Source organism: Paenibacillus hunanensis, from assembly GCF_034055775.1.
Taxonomy (GTDB): Bacteria; Bacillota; Bacilli; order Paenibacillales; family Paenibacillaceae; genus Saccharibacillus; species Saccharibacillus hunanensis.
This window is the reverse complement of sequence record NZ_CP139194.1, coordinates 2,631,094-2,648,371: the sequence shown is the minus strand read 5'-3', so window position 1 is coordinate 2,648,371 and position 17,278 is coordinate 2,631,094. Positions and strand designations below refer to the sequence as shown.

Here is a 17,278-nt window from a genome sequence, read left to right as displayed (position 1 = left end):
ATGATGATTGATACTGTACTATGGAGCCGGCTTGTGACTGGATTGACGCTATCCTTTCACGTTATTTTTGCAACGATTGGTGTGGCAATCCCACTGATGATCGCTATCGCAGAGCTGGTCGGAATACGTAAAAAAGATCACCACTATACGCTGATGGCGAAGCGCTGGACGAGAGGCTTTATTATTTCTGTCGCTGTTGGTGTCGTGACAGGTACGGCTATTTCACTACAGCTCGCGCTCGTATGGCCGAACTTTATGCAGCTAGCTGGTAATGTGATCGCATTGCCACTATTTATGGAGGTATTTGCTTTCTTTTTTGAAGCGATCTTCCTCGGCATCTACCTGTATACATGGGATCGCTTCCGCAATCCTTATTTACACTGGCTGCTTACGATTCCGATTGTACTCGGTGCATCGATGTCTGCCTTTTTTATCACGACGGTGAATGGATTTATGAACCAGCCCGCAGGATTCTCACTCGTAAATGGACAATTTACAGCCGTGTATCCGTTGCAGGCGATGTTTAATGAAGCAACACCATCTAAAGTATTTCACGTGCTAACCTCGGCGTATATGACAGGAGCAGCTCTACTCGCTGCAATTGCCGCCTTTTCGATTCTGCGTAAGGGTGCGACTGATTATACGAAAAAAGCACTCAAGCTCATGATGAGCGTACTGCTCGTATTTAGCTTTTTGACAGCACTTGCTGGCGATACGGCTGCCAAGTTCCTCGCAGAGCACCAGCCAGAGAAGCTAGCTGCTGCTGAATGGCATTTTGAAACGGAAAAAGGGGCTGACCTGATCTTCTTCGGCTGGCTGAATGCGGAACGCGAGGTTATCGGCGCGCTGCATATTCCCAAAGCGCTCAGTTTTCTGGCATTTAGCGATTTTAATGCTGAGGTAACCGGCTTAAATGAATTCCCTGCGAATGAGCAGCCACCATTATGGATTCATTATCTGTTTGATTTTATGGCTAGCATTGGTTTTATTTTATTAGCGATATCGGCGATCTTTTTCGTCTTTTTATTATGGCGTAAGCGCAATGAATACAATCGCTGGCTATTACGCTCGATTGTGCTGGGAGCGCCACTTGCCTTTTTCGCGGTGGAGTTGGGCTGGTTCTACGCGGAGGTAGGACGACAACCATGGATTATTCGCGGTTACATGCGTGTCGAGGAAGCGGCGACGACTTCGCCAAGTATTATGCCACTCTTCTTCTTATTCTTACTGCTCTACATTGTGCTCGGAACGCTATGCATCATCGTCCTGCGACGACTGTTCCGCAACAATCCAGCAGAAGTTGAACTGGAGAAGATCGCGGCAATTCATGCAGCCAAGGTAAAGGAAGAAGGTGAACTGCAATCATGAGCTATGAAATTATCGGAATTTCGGTGCTGTGGATATTCCTGTACGGATATCTGATTGTCGCTTCGATCGATTTTGGCGCAGGCTTCTTCGCCTTTTATGCTCGGGCTACGGGGAAGGATCATCTGATCAATCGACTCATCTCACGTTATCTGTCTCCTGTGTGGGAGATTACCAATGTATTCTTCGTTTTCTTTTTCATCGGCTTGATTGGCTTTTTCCCATCTGCGGCGCATTATTATGGCTCGTCCTTGCTCGTACCGGGCAGTATTGCGATTGTGCTGATTGCGATTCGGGGTTCATTTTATGCGTTTGAGAATTATGGCTCGAAAAAGAATATTGTCTTTTTATTTCTATATGGTGCAACAGGGTTGCTTATTCCTGCCTCGTTATCGGTAGCACTGGTGCTGTCCGAAGGTGGATTTATTATGGAAAACAATGGCGTGGTGACGCTGGAGTATATGAAGCTACTCACCAGCCCGCTTGCCTGGAGTATTGTAGCGCTGGCGATTACTTCCGTGCTGTTTATCAGTGCTTCATTCCTAACCTTTTATGCTGATCGGGCGGATGATCAGCCAGCGCTCAAGCTATTGCGCGGCTATGCATTATTTTGGAGCACACCGACGATTATTGCAGCCTTTACCGCATTTTTGTATTTGAGTCAGTACAATGCACGTCATTTTCAAAATATGATGAATCTATGGTGGCTACTCGGTCTGTCTGTGGTGTTCTTCCTGATCGTGTTGTGGCTGCTGTATAAGGAACGTCGTTATGGCTGGGCATTTATGAGTGTAATGCTGCAATTTGGCTGTGCCTTTTTCGCTTATGGTATTGGACATTATCCGTATATTCTTGATCCGTATATTACGGTGCAGGGTAGTGCGACCGGAGAAGCAATGGGTATTGCGCTAATTGCTGCTTTTATCGGGGGATTATTACTGCTTATTCCATCACTGGCACTCGTCTTCCGTCTGTTCCTTTTTGATGCCGATTATGTCAAAGGCAAACGTTGAGGAGGTTTATCGATGAAACCGAAAGCCGGGCTTCTATATGAGTTCATGCAAACACAGAAAAAACGTACCGGCTGGATACGTCTACTCTCGCTTGCGCTTGGGATCATGACGATTGCGCAAGCGGCACTACTAGCACAGGCGGTGCAGCAGGTTTTCGTAGAGTCTGCGCCCGTACGTGTATGGATACCTATTGTCGCTATCTTGCTGGGCGTGATGCTGCTGCGCACATGGATTGCTTACAGTAATGGTTCGATTGGACTGCGAATTGCCGCGGATGCCAAGCGAACCTTTCGCTCCAAATGCCTGCGCTGGCTGACTACACAACCATTACTGTTCGCAAGACAGGAGCAAACTGGCGGCAAGGTCAGCGTAGCCATGGATGCTGTCGATGAAGCCGATTCTTATTTCAGCCAGTATACGCCCAAAATGATTGAAGCTTCGATCGTGCCGCTCATGATTCTAGTTGTCGTCTTCATATTACATGTTCCGTCTGGATTGATTTTGCTATTTTCGGCCCCATTTATCCCACTCTTTATGGCACTAATCGGTATACAAACACAGAAAAAGTCAGAGGAGAAATTCCAGCAGCTGGCTCAATTTTCGGGTACATTTCTCGATTCGGTACAGGGGTTAGTTACGCTCAAGCTATTCGGGCGTGCTCAGGCGCAGCAGAAGCAAATTGAGCAGCGCAGCTTATCCTATCGCGATTCGACGATGGGTATTTTAAAGGTAGCGTTTATGAACACCTTTGCACTGGAAACAATTGTGATGCTTGGTATCGGTATTGTCGCGCTTGAGCTCGCTTTGCAGCTCGTTGTGTTCAAAACGATGCGTTTTCATACTGCCTTTCTCATTTTGCTGCTGGTGCCGGAATTTTATAATATGCTCAAAAATGTCGGAACTGCCTTCCATGGAGGACGAACCAGCCTGGGGGCGATTCGTACGATTGAAGCCTTGCTGGTAGAAGGAACTGGAGCAGCAAAAGTAGCGACATCTACAACTGCTTCTGCTTCTGCTTCTGCTTCTGCTTCTGCTTCTGCTTCTGCTTCTGCCAAAGAGCATAACGGGAAGGCAGCGGGAAGCTCAACGATTATTTCTCATGCATTTCATGGATCTGAATTGAAACAGGCTGAATCCTCTTCTGTTATCGCATGGCATGATCTTCAATTTCAATATGGAGACCATGCAGAGAACTTCTCGCTTCATGCAGGCTCACTAGCTATCCCGCAGGGGGCTAAAGTAGCGATTGTCGGACGAAGTGGAGCGGGAAAGACAACTTTATTGCATCTAATTGCTGGACTGCTCAAACCCTCTTCCGGTGAAATTCACTTCTATAATCAGCAATTAACACCAGAGCAAGAAGCAAGCTGGTTAGATCAAATAAGTTATATTACACAGCATCCGTATATTTTTGCCGGAACATTAGCTGAAAATATTGCTATTGCGACAGATCGTGAGGTAACTAGAGCGGAGATTGTTCATGCTGCCGAAGCGGCTGGACTCGCTACACTTCTCACTGAGCTAGAGCATGGCTACGATACCGTCGTTGGTGAAGGTGGTCGTGGCTTGTCAGGTGGCGAGCGACAACGACTGGCACTTGCACGAGCTTTTCTCAAACAGCCGGCTGTACTCTTTTTTGATGAACCGACGACAGGGCTTGATTTGCATACCGAGCATATTTTGCTGGATTCGATGAAACAGCTCTCTCAACATGCTACCGTGATTACGATTGCGCATCGACTGCATACGATTCGCGATGCTGATCTGATTATATTCGTTGAAGAGGGAAAGTTAGTAGCCAGCGGTACGCATGATCAGCTATTAGCTACGGTTCCACAATATGCAGCAATGGTACGTACGCAGCGTCAGGAGGTGCTGGCATGAGTGAATTATCGATCTTTGCACGCGCGATGCTACAGGAGCGCAAGGATATTTTGATTTCGATTCTTACCGGCTTTATCGCTGGCATTGCGGGCGTTACGCTATTCTCCATGAGTGGCTATCTGATCTCGAAAACGGTCTTTTTACCGCCGCTATATACATTGATCTTACTTGCAGCATCGGTCAAGCTGCTCGGTCTGGTACGTGCGGCAAGCCGCTATGGAGAACGCCTCTACTCGCACCGCGCCACCTTTTCACTGCTGAGTCGTCTGCGGACGACGTTTTTCTCCAAGCTGCTTCCGGTTTCGCCGCAATGGTTGAATCAGCAGCGTAGCGGTGATCTGCTAACTAAGATTGTTGGTGATGTGGAGAGTCTGCAATTTTACTTTTTACGTGTTGCCTATCCACCGATTATTGTCATATCAGTATTTCTGACAACCGTAGCAGTCACCTCCTTCATCTCGATCTGGATCGCGCTCGTATTTGTCGCTGGCATGATCATCACCGCTTTTGGTGTACCTGCGATCGTGCGTAGAAGTCAATTGAAGCAAACCGGCGCTGCTCAACAGCTACGCGCTCAGCTAGCAACCGATTCGACCGAGATGATGTATGGATTTGTCGATCTGAAAATATATGGTCGTCTAGCAGAGCATGAGCAGCGTGCAGAGCGGCTGGCAAGCCAGTTGACGGATGCACAACAGCAGGATGCCACTCGACTGTTACGCGGGCAGTCTCTTCATTCATTCATGACTTTCTTCATTTCATGGGCAGTGCTGGTCGTTGGTGCCCTACTGATCCTGCAAGGCTCGATGGATGGACTGTTTCTCGCGATGCTGATTATGACCGCAATGACCGTATTCGATGAATCGGCAGCTATGGCAACCCTGCCTGCTTATAAAAAAGACAGTGAATATGCTGCTAAGCGGCTGAACACTGTGCTAGCAGATGCAGAGCTTCCTGCACCTACCTCCCGTGTACTGGAGCCCCACCAACCTGTTCATATCGATATGGAAAAAGTATCGTTTCGCTATGATGGTGACTGGCGCTGGACACTTCAGGATATCTCCCTTCATATGCCTGCTGGTTCCAAAACAGCAATTGTCGGTGCTAGTGGTTCTGGTAAAACGAGCCTGCTGGAGCTCATCCTCAAGCTGCACACAGACGTACAGGGAAAGCTTCACCTGAATAATATATCGATACAGGAGCTGGATCAAGAAAGTATCTGGAAGCAGGCTCGTGTAATCTTGCAACATAATCACTTTTTCAGCGGTACACTGCGCGAGAATCTGCTACTGGAGCAAGATGCTGTATCGGATATTCGCTTGCTGGAGCTGCTGGAACAGGTGGAGCTAAGCGATAAAAAGCTAGATGACCACGTTCTGGAAAAAGGGGAGAATCTATCTGATGGTGAAAAGCAACGTCTCGCCCTCGTCCGTATCCTGCTGCGCTCCGGGTCACTATGGTTACTGGATGAGCCGACCTCCTCGCTCGATTATGTGACAGAGCAGCGTGTATTGCAGCTACTCTTCCAGCATGCCCAGACGGATACATTGATCATGGTCAGTCATCGCTTGACTGGATTAGAGCGTATGGATCAGATTGTTGTGATGGATCAAGGACGGATTGTGGAAACAGGTACGTATGATGAGCTAATACGGCAACAAGGGTATTTTTATAAGCTGAAGCAGGTGGAAATGGATATGGTCGGTTGATTGTATAGCTATGAATAAAAGATAACAAAGCCCTTGAGAGCGGGTATTCTCAAGGGCTTTGTTGTGACCATACTTTCCACACATACACTTTTAAATGAACATTCTACTTCTATCTTTCATTGTTCGACTGAGATTAGTTCAGCGGTTCCTTCGCGAACATTGATCTTAAAGGTTTGAATAGGAACATCCAAGTACCCTGTAGTCGTCAGTTCATACTGATCTGGCTCGGTTGTTGCCTTCATTCGCGCCCATCCCCAATCGCCACTTCCGTATCCGAATGAGTACATATTTGATGAATCCTTATGGATAGGTAGTCGTATGTGCTTCTCTTCAGTACCTGCTCGTTCTTTTATGTATAAAACCTCTTTATGATTACGTTGCGAGTTATTTAACAGATCCATCCGATATTCATATTTCCCGTCTGCTGTAAGCTTGAGCGGGTCGCTTCTTACATAGTCATACAGCCAGCCTTCAGCTTGAGATTGAGCTACTCGTACATTGGTAGGTATCAATACTACTAAAATTACGATAATGATCGTAGCCGCAATGTACTTCGCTAGGAGTGCATCCTTGGACGATTGAGTTAATAATCCGCCAACCGACATAATTAATAATATTAATGAAGGAATACCTATAATTACTAGCATAAAGCGACTTTCTAAATCCATACTCCTTTGAAAATTAGCTGTTGCTGCTACAATCACCAAAAGATTGGAACCAAAGTTCAAAGCTATAGCAATCCACCATAACGACTTAAACCACCTCTTCATGATTCTCTCCCCTTAAGTTCATTCTAAATTCCTCTTGAGAACCTCTGCCCAATCCGTTCCTACCTTTTTAAAACCAATCGCATCATAAGTACGAGTTGCGGCCACGTTACTGTCCGTAACCATAAGATAAAGTGAATCCAGCTGCTTCCGTATAGCGCTATGAATCGTTTCACGAAGCAGCACCTTCGATAAGCTCCTCCCACGATATGATGGAGAAATAACGATATACAATATTAAATGGATGCCTTTAAACTTCGAACATACAATACTACCAATCAATTGTTCAGCAGCATATAAGTTAAATGATAAATCATACAGCACAGACCCATACTTTCCGTCCCTTAGATGTTCTAGCTCCTGCTCCCACTCAGTTGGCGTCTCGCCTTCATCATCTACTGTATTATGATACGATTTGTAGAACAAATGCGCTAATTGATTCAAATTATCCCAATTTATCGCTCCTATAACCATCTCGTCATAATCCATTGTATCTTCTACAACCCGTGTTGGATTCAGTTCTAGCTTCATAATTGAACGTGATTGCTTCATTGCATCGTCTCCCTCGGTAAAATGAATACGATTGACATTCATTTATGTTTCTATTCAGATTCCTTCTATAAAATAGGCATACTATGATGAATACATTATAATGTATATTTTGCAATGCATATACGAACACTTCTATATTGTCAGCTTCTCGATTTGAACGAAATTTGAATAAAAAAGACCCATTTCATGCTATAGCATATAATGGGTCTTTTCGATTAGTTCATTTCCATTCCACCAGATACCGGCACATAAGCTCCTGTAATAAAGTCACTATGAGCACTCGCATACAGTAGAACCGCACGGGCAATATCCTCAGGCTGTGCAATACGTCCAAGTGGTGTAATCTGAGCGGTCTGCTGCTTGATTTCAACAGGTGTATATAAAGTGGCATCCGTTTCCACCATACCCGGAGAGATGATATTCGCTGTAATCTGGTGAGTTCCTAGCTCATTCGCAACATAGCGAGCAAAGGCATTTAATGCACTTTTAGCCACACCATGAGCGATAAATCCAGCCTGTGCAAAATTGCTTAAGCCACTGGAGATAAAAATCAACTTGCCACTTTGCTGCTCGATCATCGTTGGCGCAACCGCTCGCGCCGGAACAAAGGCTGCCTTCAGCTCATCAGATACCTTTAACTCCAAATCATTCCACGATACATCCATAAATGAAGCCATTGGAAAGCCGATTGACGCATTGCTGACAAGGATATCAATCCTGCCAAAATGGTGAAGCGTTTCCTGCACAAGTGTGTTCATTTGTGCTTCGTCTCTCGCATCTGCTTGAATCGCGATAGCTTTACCGCCCTCCGCTTGAATAGCTGCAACGACCTGCTCCGCTGCGGCAGCATTGCTAAAATAGTTAACGACCACCTTAGCATGCTGTTGTGCCAGCAGACGCGCTGTAGCTGCCCCGATTCCTCGACTTGCCCCTGTAACGATCGCTACTTTATTTATTAACATCAATAAGTCCTCCTTCTTAAAGGATCAACGATTAATCTGCCTTATCCTTCATCCTTTACATTGTCATATAAACGATTTAGAAATGATTGTAGCTGCTCCCTTTCTTCTGCCGTAAATCCTCGTGTCACATAATCATGCGCTTCTTGTACAGTTTGAAGCAGCTCTTTTTTGATATGGGAACCTTTCTCCGATAAATATAAATGATGTGAACGCTTATCCTCCAGATTGGTGATCTTTTTGATCATCTCTTTGCGCTCCAAAGAATGAATCATTCGTACCACTGTCGTCTGGTCGCGATCAATTGCTTCTGCTAACTGCTTTTGATTCACAGCTCGCTCTGTATCCAACACCGAAATGATTCCCCACTGCTCTGGTGTAATCTGATAAGGGCTTAATTTTCTCATAAAATAATTCGTCATTTTCACATCTGTACGATGCACAAGAAATCCAGTCAAGTCGTATATATTCATTGCGTTACCTCGCCATTCTTCAAATCATAATTTTCTGAATCATACGAGATGTTGCATCGACTGTCAATATATACAGGGCTGGATGTCGTGATACGCTGACGCTAGTCAATCACAGCCATTGCATAAGGGTGCTGATGCACATAGCCTGGCTTCCACGGAATATCGAGTCGTCCCCATGTCAACCCATGATCCTGAGAGACATACACACCGTGATTGTTAAATACGAAAAACTCCCCTTGTTCGTTCACATCTAACACTGAAACCAGCGTCCCTTGCGATGGAGGCAGCCCTTCTGTAATGGGTGTCCACGCCTGATGCTTCTCCTTGCGATAAATCATCGAGTCACATTGTCCATTCTGGTACTCATGCGCATGTCGAGGACTAGAGGAAGCTGCCAGAAGCACGATATCTGGATCATGCGGATCAACAGCCAGATGATATACATAATGGTGCTCCAGCCCATCTGCAATATACTGCCAGGTTGCACCATGATCCAGACTTTCGGCATAGCCATGACCGAGATCATCTTCCTTTAAAAAAGAATCACCTAATGCAGCATACAAACGTTTCGGCGCTTGCGCATGGGTATACAATTCATGAATATCACGCGGAGCATGTGGAGATTCAACCCAGGTTATACCATCGTCTGGACTCTGAAATAGACCACCCACCTCGATCGTGGCATACAGAGCATGCGGATCGTGGGGATGAGTCGCAATATGCTTCACATGATGCGTATACGGTCGCTGTGGGAAAAACCAGCTAGCTTTTGAAGGCGCATCAGCAAAATCAGTCAGCGTTTCAAAGGACTTGCCTCCATCTATAGACCGTACAATTGAGCTTGGTTCGGTTCCTGCATACAGAATCGATTGCCCTTCATGGTTAGGATTAGCAACTATTCGAAGCACGGTATACACTCGACTGGATTGATCTTGCCGTGCAAACTCACCAAACGAAGGTGCAATATCGATAGCCTGCCATGAAGCCCCGCCATCGTACGTTTTCCACAATCCGCGATCAAAGGTCGCACAGTAGATGATATTACCATCATGCGGATCTACAGCAAGGGATACTGGATTAGCACCCTTGAAAAACGATTGTACACTCCATGTGTTATCCTGTTTCTCGGCGACGAGTAATTCGCGTTCAAGCGCTAAGATGAGCTTTTTCATTTTGAGCCTCCTTTTATATGCTATAGCATATATTAAATTGTATCCTATATGTTGTCAAATGAGATCGGCATATGCACACGGATATTTTGATCCATCGATTCACTCCACTAAGCGCGTTAGACTATCATTTTCTAGTGCAGTTTATCCGAAATGAAAGTGAAGGATACTGCCTTCAGAAAATATAATTATTGTTCATTGGCGTTCAGTTATGAGAAGGCTCTCAACCATTTATTTTAATAGCGCCAATTCTTCGTTACTAACTGGAAAGTATTGCTTCGTTTGTGCAGGATCGGTATGACCGAGCTCTGTTTCCTTTCCTTGCAGATCAATCAACCCATAGCGCAAATCTGAGATTGCTCCTCTGTATACATAATATGCTACAGGCGTAGTGATCGTCGGTCTTTTCCCTATTTCTTTTGTAATGTGATAGGGGAAGAAAGGAAATTCTTTATGCTTAGCGGGTACGTCCATTTTATAATTAGCTGACCAGATCTCATAACGCTTATTGTTTTCGATTTTATAATACGTGATCAGATCATCGGTAGAATCAAAATACACATCAGACTTGCCGATCGGAAAATAACGGATCAACGTCTGTATGCCGATCGTCGGCAATTCCGATGCTAATGAGACAGTTTTCATACTCAGTACGGCTTCTCTTGCTTGGCGTAGCGATTGCAGTTGATCTGTACGAATCTCATTAGGAATCTTCATAATGATTTGAGCCAGTGTTCCATTCGCAGCTTCACCCGTATACGATTTTTTATCGCCTACTCGACCATAGTCCACTCCATTATCAATGCGATGTTTTCTAAAATAGACGGTAGAGGGATCGGATACAGGACGCTTACCATGTTCTTTGACATACCCACCCTTCTCATCTACAACGGCTTCCCAGACTAAGGATTTCACATCATTTGCAATTTCATAATAGCTCACATGATTACCTTCATAATCATAGTAACGAAGCGCTTCTCCTTCTGGAAAATGATATGCGTATGTAATTTCCTCATCTGTGCTATTGTATATCGGCTGATCTGCACTCGGTAAATCTACCGCGATCTGACGTGCCTTCACCAGATCCGCACCTTGATATAAAGCTTTGTAATTAGGCGACTGCTCAGCCGAGCGAATCATCACGATCCGATCTGCACTATTCCAAATAACCTCCGCTCCAAATGCCTCACTAATAAAACGAACTGGAACCAGTACACGATTATTTTTTAAAATAGGCGGCGTTTGTAGTGGAAAGGATTGTGCTCCGAATTGAGCTACTTTATTACCAACTACGACGGATAGCGCATTACGATTGCCTGAGGATTGCACCGTTACTTTTCGCCCCTTCGCATCCCATTGCAAATGAAGTCCTAATGCCTTTAATGAGGATAACGATACCATATTGGAGCCGTCAACATTCACTGGAGGAGCATCCGTCTGGATCTTCTGACTGTTAATGACCAATTGTACGGAGGGAGTGGCGGCAAAAGAAGGGCTGGCATAGCTTGAGATTGCTACTGTAATAATGCTTAATATCATGATCCATATAAACTGTGTATATTTCATTAGATAGCCTCCATAGCCTCCGAAATGAGTTGTATATAATGTGCTGACCTGCTTGTAATTAAGATTAGATGTTCATCTATTTGCGTAGCCACATCGTTGATCTCTTGGTACTCTAGTATTTAGTAGAGGGCAACTTCCCAACCCTCAAATTCTGGCTCCACTGTATAATTCTCATCCACATAACTACGAATAAACTGCGCCGCTCTCATTTCCGCATGCTTCGCATTGCAAACTGTACCTTCATCATCCATCTCAATTACATTAGCAAAGATCGCATAAGCTTGTTCTAATGCGCTTGGTTCTTCAAAAATGCAGGAATAATCAATTCCTTTTAGTAGCGGCATTCCCACCGTACCATTGGCGATCCAAAATGAAAATGTTCGTAAGGCTCCACTGAAGGACGGGCTTAGTTTTTGCATAGTTGCTCTCCTTTATATTAGATGTGTAATAATTATAATCTTCATGAAATATGAAGTGGCTAACTGTATTAAGAAGATTATCTGTGAAAACAAAAATTGATTATAGTGCTCATTTACCCATTGTAATATTTATATTTAAAATTCCATCACTGGATTTTGTAGCATCCACTGTAGCACCTAAAACTTCGGATACAAAGCGAACAGGCACCATAGCTCTAGGAGTAGTTATTTGCGGAACATTAGATAAAACTTTCATCTTACTATTCACATAGGCCACATTACTACCCATCGTTAAAACAATTTCTTGTTGATCGTTGGAATGAATGGTAACCTGCTGCTTCACTTTGTCCCAGCTTACAGTTCCTCCCAATCCTTCCGCCACAAATCGGATCGGAACATAAGCAGTTTGAGTTGCCCTAACAATATAAGCCTCATAATCGGTCTCTACCTTTTCTCCATTGATGCTCAAATGTATTCCCGGTGCTATAGCAGGTATAGCTGCCTGAGTTGATTGAAGCTGATTGGTGTATAGCACTAAACTAATAAGAATGAATAGTAAACTGGTTCTTTTCAGCATAACATTGCTCCCTTAATTTTCTTTGATTCATAGATGATTCGTAGCTCTGTTAAGTTTCAGCTTGATTGTATAGTTTGTTATCAAAATATTTACATAAATACTATACATATGTTAGCATTTTATTTGGAATTCAGCATTATTTTCTTCATACTGGAAAATTTCGTTCATATCTAAAGGCGGCACTGTGACGACATTAGCTGTTGTCACTCTCCTATGTGAAACAGCTCATAGCACAATACTGATGCTGATCTAACTAAGGGCACTCCATAGATGGATATAAATTCATTTAAAGTAAATATGATATAGATACATGGCTTTGTAATTCATTTCAAGCTATCGTCTTGTATCATGAAAGGTGTAGATGTATTTGGTTATTATCTTTGTATGTACCATCCTTATATTAGCAGCTATGATGTATAGTGCATTTAAGTACAAATCGAAACCGCATATCACCAACACGATTATGGCGGTATTGGGAATATCAGTGCTGGTTACTAAGCCAACGTTCAAAGCGAACTTCACAGCACTGTTCTATGTCCTCTGTGCTATTTATATCATTCTAGGAATTATTCCATTAATCCAATTTGCAACTCGTGCCGCTAAAAAATGATATTCTCATCCGTATAATTAGTATAAGCCCAATCATTCTTTTCGATCGTTAAAATCTAGATATGGAAATCTACTATGACTAAAAAGTGCTCTGGATCAGCATTTTGGATGAATGTAGCATAGAACGAAGTGCTGAATTCTCTGGCTTGTTCTGAACTTTCCGAGCCTATGCCGAATCTCCCCATTTCTCCAGGAGCATGCCAGACACCATCTGGCGTCAATACTGCATACGTATTAATACTCAATACATCGCGTAAAAAACCTTGTTTATTCACGTACCGACGAATGTAATAGGCTATCTCGGACGAATGTTCTCCTTCCATAACCGTATCCCATTCTTGAGAAGCTTCAGCTATACAATTCTCGAGTTGTGGAGCTAATGCAGCGGGGATCGTTATTCCTTGTATTTCGACGGTAACACCTTCACATTGCTCCTGTTCTATGAAGAAAATATCTTTAATTGGGGCTGCATTAGCTCTTTCGCCTGAATGAAGCAACAACATATTCGACCACCTTCCTCCAACTTGCCACTCGTCCCATGTAGCATTCGGATTTTCCCAGTAGCCCCATCTCCCTGTCTTTTCATCCCTGGAGCTATAACCGACAACACCTTGAATCATGTATTCATCAAATGTACTGTATTTCTCTCTATGCGGAATCTGCACACGTCTTAAATGCGTGGGGACTTTATGCTTAGGCGTCATCAGTTGTGCAGAAGGCACACGAAAAATGGCATGGTACGGCGAAAGCAAACGACCATCCTCCATTTCTACATACTCTGCTGACTCCGATTCATAAGATCGTTGATACTCTTCTTCCACATCGAAAAACTCAAGGTATTCTTGCGGGCAATCTCCCATATTATTTTCTTGAAATGGAGCTAATAAACGCTCCAAATCATGCAAACTGGGAGTAATTACTGCAACAGTAAAATGGCTCATCGTTATGTTCCTTTCCTGGTACGCTTATTCCGTATTATTGTTTTAAAAAATGATTTGCTTATGTATTGCTTACTACTTTCTTAACCGACTATACCACACCATTTATGATCTAAAAAACATTGGCAAGACTCAATAAAAACATGGCTTAACTTTTTTATATTCTTTTTTTCTTTATGTAAGCTTAGTAAGCGGTTTACACTATACTTAATCTAGAATGAATAGCAACGGCTAGAAACGTTTATTATTTAATTTATATAAATAAATGGAACAACAACGAAGAGTAGCTACAATAAATTTACTGTTAGCAGTCGTCTCTAATCCTAATGAGAATAGGAATTATCTTTCTCCAAATAAACCTATTTGAAAGACAAGAGAGGATTGTTACAATAATAACGATATGGAAGAGAAGATCAATAGGAGGTGCTCTACTACTTAAACGCTCTATCCGCTCTACCATCCCACTACCTAACGGAGGATAATACACACATTATGGCACGCACCTGGTTCCCCCGACTTCAAGGCAACAGCCGTGGCTGTCTTGCCTTTGAGCCTTTTTTTCTCATCCCGTACAGCATGGTAATGACTTACGCCACGCTGTATATGTACGAGCTTGGTGTAACCGAGACGGCAATCGGCTGGATTACGACACTGAGTCTGATTGTTCAGGTTATATCTTCTTTTTTAAGCGGTTACTTAACCGATCGACTCGGTCGGAAGCGAGCGGTGCTTTATTTTGATCTGCTCAGCTGGACGCTGGCTACGATTGTGTGGGCGGTATCGCAAAATGTATGGTTCTTTGTATTGGCAGCGCTCTTGAATGGCTTTCAGCGTGTTCCCTCTACTGCTTTTTATTGTCTCGTTGTTGAGGATACGCGCCCATCCGATCGTACTTATGTATTTACGTTATTGCAGATTATTAGCGTGATTGGCGGATTGTTTGCACCACTTGGCGGGCTGCTTGTCTATTCCTATGGGCTGGTCGATGGCACACGCATCATGTACTGGATTGCTGCAATCTCGATGACCTTCCAATTTATCGGTCGACATCTGACAACGAAGGAAACCGAGATGGGTTATCGTAAAATGCAGGAGACTCGCGATCTTGGGCTCGGTAAAAGCTTGCTTGATTACGCTGGAGCGATTCGTGAAATTACAGCCAGTCATTCGCTCTTGCTCATTTTCGGTGTATACGTATTGTTCAATTTCCAGACCACGTTGAAAACGACCTATCTCTCGCTATACATGGCGGATTACTTACATATTGATAATGATCTGATCTCTCTGGTGCCAGCGGTGTCTTCGATTGTTATGCTAGTGGTGCTATGGCTACTGACGCCTCGTATTCCAGAACAGGCCATGTATAAATCGATGATGGCTGGCTTCGGATTATCTGTCATTTCCAATGTTATGCTCGTAGTGGGACCGATTACTGAGCTGGCATGGGTGGCACTCAGTACGGTGATTGCTGCGGTCGGTATGATGATTAGCTCGCCTTATCTGGAAGCGGCTGTCGCCAATGCGATTGATGATAATAAGCGTGCGAAGATCTTCTCCATGCTGTCTGTACTTATTTTGCTGATCACATCACCAGCGGGTATTATCGGCGGCTGGGCGTATACATTTGATCCACGTATTCCGATTTGGTTGATGATTATTGCATTTGCGCTTGCCTGTGTGCTGACGGTTCGTTATGAGCGTCATCATAAGACGCTAGCTGCTTAGAGGCTGGATGTGCCAACGTAATTTAGCATCTAAACCAAGCCGCATGGCATGTAAATGGCGATGTTATGCTGCAACAAGATAATGTGCAACAAGAATGAGCTTGTAGGTGGATATAGGTACGTTTATCATAATGCAGATCAGACTTCGAATGCAGGTGCATCAAGGTACATTTCAAAGTAGTATTTTAAATTACTATTTTGCGGAACTAGCTATATACAGCCCCATGCAATGTATGTAAAACCAAACTTAAAAAGAGAATTCCAGCTTTCTCTATCCACACAACGCGTGCGGTATACGAGAAACAGGAATTCTCTTTTTACATGCTTTTATAATGAAGCTACGTTCATTAGCTTACGATTCGGATTTGAGCTTGCCGTTGATGTAATCCAGCGCGCTTTGACCAATCTTCTCAGCTGGTGTGATTCCACGGAAACGTGTCCATATATCACGATCTACCATATACACATGATGATTCTTTACTGCTTTTAGATTTTGCCATACCGGCAGCTTCTTCCACTCATTAGTAATCACCTGTGAATCATCGGTAGCGATAAAGATGATATCGGGATCAATCGCCGTGATCGTCTCCAAATTCACCTCTTTATAAGGCTCATTCTCACTACCCTGAACTACATTTTCAAAGCCGATATCGCTCAGCACTTCCCCTGCATAGGAAGTGGTGGAATGCGCATTGAAGTCACCTTTACGCGCTACACCGACCAGTACCTTTTTCTCTGGCAAAGCTTCGACCTGCTTCTTCATCGCAGCCATCATCTTATCATGCTGCGCCAGACGTGCTTTTGCTTCGGATTCCTTGCCTACTGCCTTCGCAATCGTTTCAAAATCCTTGATGCTATCATCATAAGAGCCTTTACGGCTGTTCAAAACAATCGTAGGTGCGATCTGATCCAGCTGATCCTTCACCTTCGAATGACGATCGGTATCCGCGATAATCAGATCCGGCGCTGCGCCTGCGATCTTTTCCAGGTCAGGTGTTTCGCGTTTGCCCAGCGGTATATATTCAATTGGCTTGCCTGCCAGCTTCTCCATTGCTTTCGGCTTATCATCATCTGCGATCCCTACAGGAGTAATACCAAGCGCAAGCAGATCATCCACGAATGACCACTCCAGTGCGACTACATGACTGGCTGGCTGCTTCAGCTCTGTCGTCCCCATATCATGCTGAATGACGATACTTCCTGCTGTAGACGTAGCGTTGTTTGCAGAAGAGGTAGCGTTAGATGATGCTCCATTTCCACAGCCAGCTAATAGTGCGGCACAGACTCCTCCTACCATCAGATGCTTGAACCAGGATTGAACTTTCATAACATGATCTCCTTTATGTACATAGTTCATATGATAATGATAATTATTATCAACTTGAATAGTATACATGATGTCTTATTTTCTGTAAACCCGTCTTTCATTTGCAAATGCTTGTTCCTTTCCCATGAGCTTACATTTCATTATATGTAGTTATATACTGCTGGAGCTGTTATGTATTCCTGCTGATAAATAAGCCTGCTCTATACAAAAAGCTCGCTCTCTATCAG

15 protein-coding genes are annotated in these 17,278 nt (G+C 43.9%); 5 read left to right on the top strand and 10 right to left on the bottom strand.

Annotation, left to right across the window (positions count from 1 at the left end):
• From SK066_RS10780 to cydC, 4 genes are read left to right on the top strand one after another with little or no spacing between them, the layout of a single operon-like run.
• Nucleotides 1–1,368 carry a cytochrome ubiquinol oxidase subunit I gene (locus tag SK066_RS10780; RefSeq protein WP_320544649.1) on the top strand — a complete coding sequence of 456 codons (1,368 nt, stop codon included), beginning with the start codon at nucleotides 1–3 and terminating at the stop codon, nucleotides 1,366–1,368.
• Complete coding sequence (locus SK066_RS10775; RefSeq protein ID WP_188777683.1) at nucleotides 1,365–2,378, top strand: cytochrome d ubiquinol oxidase subunit II; 1,014 nt, start codon at nucleotides 1,365–1,367, stop codon at nucleotides 2,376–2,378. Before SK066_RS10780 ends, SK066_RS10775 begins: the two co-directional genes overlap by 4 nt.
• 12 nt (nucleotides 2,379–2,390) lie before the next feature.
• The gene (gene cydD / locus SK066_RS10770) at nucleotides 2,391–4,262 is read left to right on the top strand and encodes a thiol reductant ABC exporter subunit CydD (protein WP_320544648.1); all 1,872 of its coding nucleotides are present in this window, start codon (nucleotides 2,391–2,393) and stop codon (nucleotides 4,260–4,262) included.
• Nucleotides 4,259–5,971, top strand: a complete 1,713-nt coding sequence (gene cydC, locus SK066_RS10765; RefSeq protein ID WP_320544647.1) for a thiol reductant ABC exporter subunit CydC — start codon at nucleotides 4,259–4,261, stop codon at nucleotides 5,969–5,971. The genes cydD and cydC overlap by 4 nt, the downstream gene beginning before the upstream one ends.
• Before the next feature lie 116 nt (nucleotides 5,972–6,087).
• On the opposite strand, the gene SK066_RS10760 is transcribed toward cydC, so the two are convergent.
• The 9 genes from SK066_RS10760 to SK066_RS10720 form a co-directional block, all read right to left on the bottom strand.
• Nucleotides 6,088–6,741, bottom strand: a complete 654-nt coding sequence (locus SK066_RS10760; RefSeq protein ID WP_320544646.1) for a hypothetical protein — start codon at nucleotides 6,739–6,741, stop codon at nucleotides 6,088–6,090.
• Between the two features lie 18 nt (nucleotides 6,742–6,759).
• Nucleotides 6,760–7,290: a GNAT family N-acetyltransferase gene (locus tag SK066_RS10755; protein WP_320544645.1), complete on the bottom strand. Its 531-nt coding sequence runs from the start codon at nucleotides 7,288–7,290 to the stop codon at nucleotides 6,760–6,762.
• Nucleotides 7,291–7,505: 215 nt separating this feature from the next.
• Nucleotides 7,506–8,252, bottom strand: coding sequence for an SDR family oxidoreductase (locus SK066_RS10750; protein WP_320544644.1), 747 nt, complete (start codon nucleotides 8,250–8,252; stop codon nucleotides 7,506–7,508).
• A gap of 41 nt (nucleotides 8,253–8,293) precedes the next feature.
• Nucleotides 8,294–8,722: a MarR family winged helix-turn-helix transcriptional regulator gene (locus SK066_RS10745; RefSeq protein WP_188777693.1), complete on the bottom strand. Its 429-nt coding sequence runs from the start codon at nucleotides 8,720–8,722 to the stop codon at nucleotides 8,294–8,296.
• Nucleotides 8,723–8,823: 101 nt separating this feature from the next.
• Nucleotides 8,824–9,894 (bottom strand): beta propeller repeat protein, encoded by a 1,071-nt coding sequence (locus tag SK066_RS10740; protein ID WP_320544643.1) that lies wholly within the window; start codon nucleotides 9,892–9,894, stop codon nucleotides 8,824–8,826.
• A 228-nt stretch (nucleotides 9,895–10,122) separates the two neighbouring features.
• Nucleotides 10,123–11,457, bottom strand: a complete 1,335-nt coding sequence (locus SK066_RS10735; protein WP_320544642.1) for a copper amine oxidase N-terminal domain-containing protein — start codon at nucleotides 11,455–11,457, stop codon at nucleotides 10,123–10,125.
• A 119-nt stretch (nucleotides 11,458–11,576) separates the two neighbouring features.
• On the bottom strand, nucleotides 11,577–11,876 hold the full coding sequence (locus SK066_RS10730) for a DUF7677 family protein (protein ID WP_320544641.1): 300 nt from the start codon (nucleotides 11,874–11,876) through the stop codon (nucleotides 11,577–11,579).
• 109 nt (nucleotides 11,877–11,985) lie between these two features.
• Nucleotides 11,986–12,453, bottom strand: coding sequence for a copper amine oxidase N-terminal domain-containing protein (locus SK066_RS10725; protein ID WP_320544640.1), 468 nt, complete (start codon nucleotides 12,451–12,453; stop codon nucleotides 11,986–11,988).
• Nucleotides 12,454–13,118: 665 nt separating this feature from the next.
• Nucleotides 13,119–14,003 carry a hypothetical protein gene (locus SK066_RS10720; RefSeq protein WP_320544639.1) on the bottom strand — a complete coding sequence of 295 codons (885 nt, stop codon included), beginning with the start codon at nucleotides 14,001–14,003 and terminating at the stop codon, nucleotides 13,119–13,121.
• A 489-nt stretch (nucleotides 14,004–14,492) separates the two neighbouring features.
• Between SK066_RS10720 and SK066_RS10715 the strand changes: the two genes are divergently transcribed.
• Complete coding sequence (locus SK066_RS10715; protein WP_320544638.1) at nucleotides 14,493–15,725, top strand: MFS transporter; 1,233 nt, start codon at nucleotides 14,493–14,495, stop codon at nucleotides 15,723–15,725.
• Between the two features lie 351 nt (nucleotides 15,726–16,076).
• Here the strand turns inward: SK066_RS10715 and SK066_RS10710 are convergent, their stop codons facing one another.
• The gene (locus SK066_RS10710; protein WP_320544637.1) at nucleotides 16,077–17,051 is read right to left on the bottom strand and encodes an ABC transporter substrate-binding protein; all 975 of its coding nucleotides are present in this window, start codon (nucleotides 17,049–17,051) and stop codon (nucleotides 16,077–16,079) included.
• Nucleotides 17,052–17,278 lie beyond the last annotated feature (227 nt).

Coding starts and splice junctions, on each gene's coding strand:
- SK066_RS10780 (WP_320544649.1), top strand. CDS start 1: ATGATGATTGATACTGTACTATGGAGCCGGCTTGTGACTGGATTGACG.
- SK066_RS10775 (WP_188777683.1), top strand. CDS start 1,365: ATGAGCTATGAAATTATCGGAATTTCGGTGCTGTGGATATTCCTGTAC.
- cydD (WP_320544648.1), top strand. CDS start 2,391: ATGAAACCGAAAGCCGGGCTTCTATATGAGTTCATGCAAACACAGAAA.
- cydC (WP_320544647.1), top strand. CDS start 4,259: ATGAGTGAATTATCGATCTTTGCACGCGCGATGCTACAGGAGCGCAAG.
- SK066_RS10760 (WP_320544646.1), bottom strand. CDS start 6,741: ATGAAGAGGTGGTTTAAGTCGTTATGGTGGATTGCTATAGCTTTGAAC.
- SK066_RS10755 (WP_320544645.1), bottom strand. CDS start 7,290: ATGAAGCAATCACGTTCAATTATGAAGCTAGAACTGAATCCAACACGG.
- SK066_RS10750 (WP_320544644.1), bottom strand. CDS start 8,252: ATGTTAATAAATAAAGTAGCGATCGTTACAGGGGCAAGTCGAGGAATC.
- SK066_RS10745 (WP_188777693.1), bottom strand. CDS start 8,722: ATGAATATATACGACTTGACTGGATTTCTTGTGCATCGTACAGATGTG.
- SK066_RS10740 (WP_320544643.1), bottom strand. CDS start 9,894: ATGAAAAAGCTCATCTTAGCGCTTGAACGCGAATTACTCGTCGCCGAG.
- SK066_RS10735 (WP_320544642.1), bottom strand. CDS start 11,457: ATGAAATATACACAGTTTATATGGATCATGATATTAAGCATTATTACA.
- SK066_RS10730 (WP_320544641.1), bottom strand. CDS start 11,876: ATGCAAAAACTAAGCCCGTCCTTCAGTGGAGCCTTACGAACATTTTCA.
- SK066_RS10725 (WP_320544640.1), bottom strand. CDS start 12,453: ATGCTGAAAAGAACCAGTTTACTATTCATTCTTATTAGTTTAGTGCTA.
- SK066_RS10720 (WP_320544639.1), bottom strand. CDS start 14,003: ATGAGCCATTTTACTGTTGCAGTAATTACTCCCAGTTTGCATGATTTG.
- SK066_RS10715 (WP_320544638.1), top strand. CDS start 14,493: ATGGCACGCACCTGGTTCCCCCGACTTCAAGGCAACAGCCGTGGCTGT.
- SK066_RS10710 (WP_320544637.1), bottom strand. CDS start 17,051: ATGAAAGTTCAATCCTGGTTCAAGCATCTGATGGTAGGAGGAGTCTGT.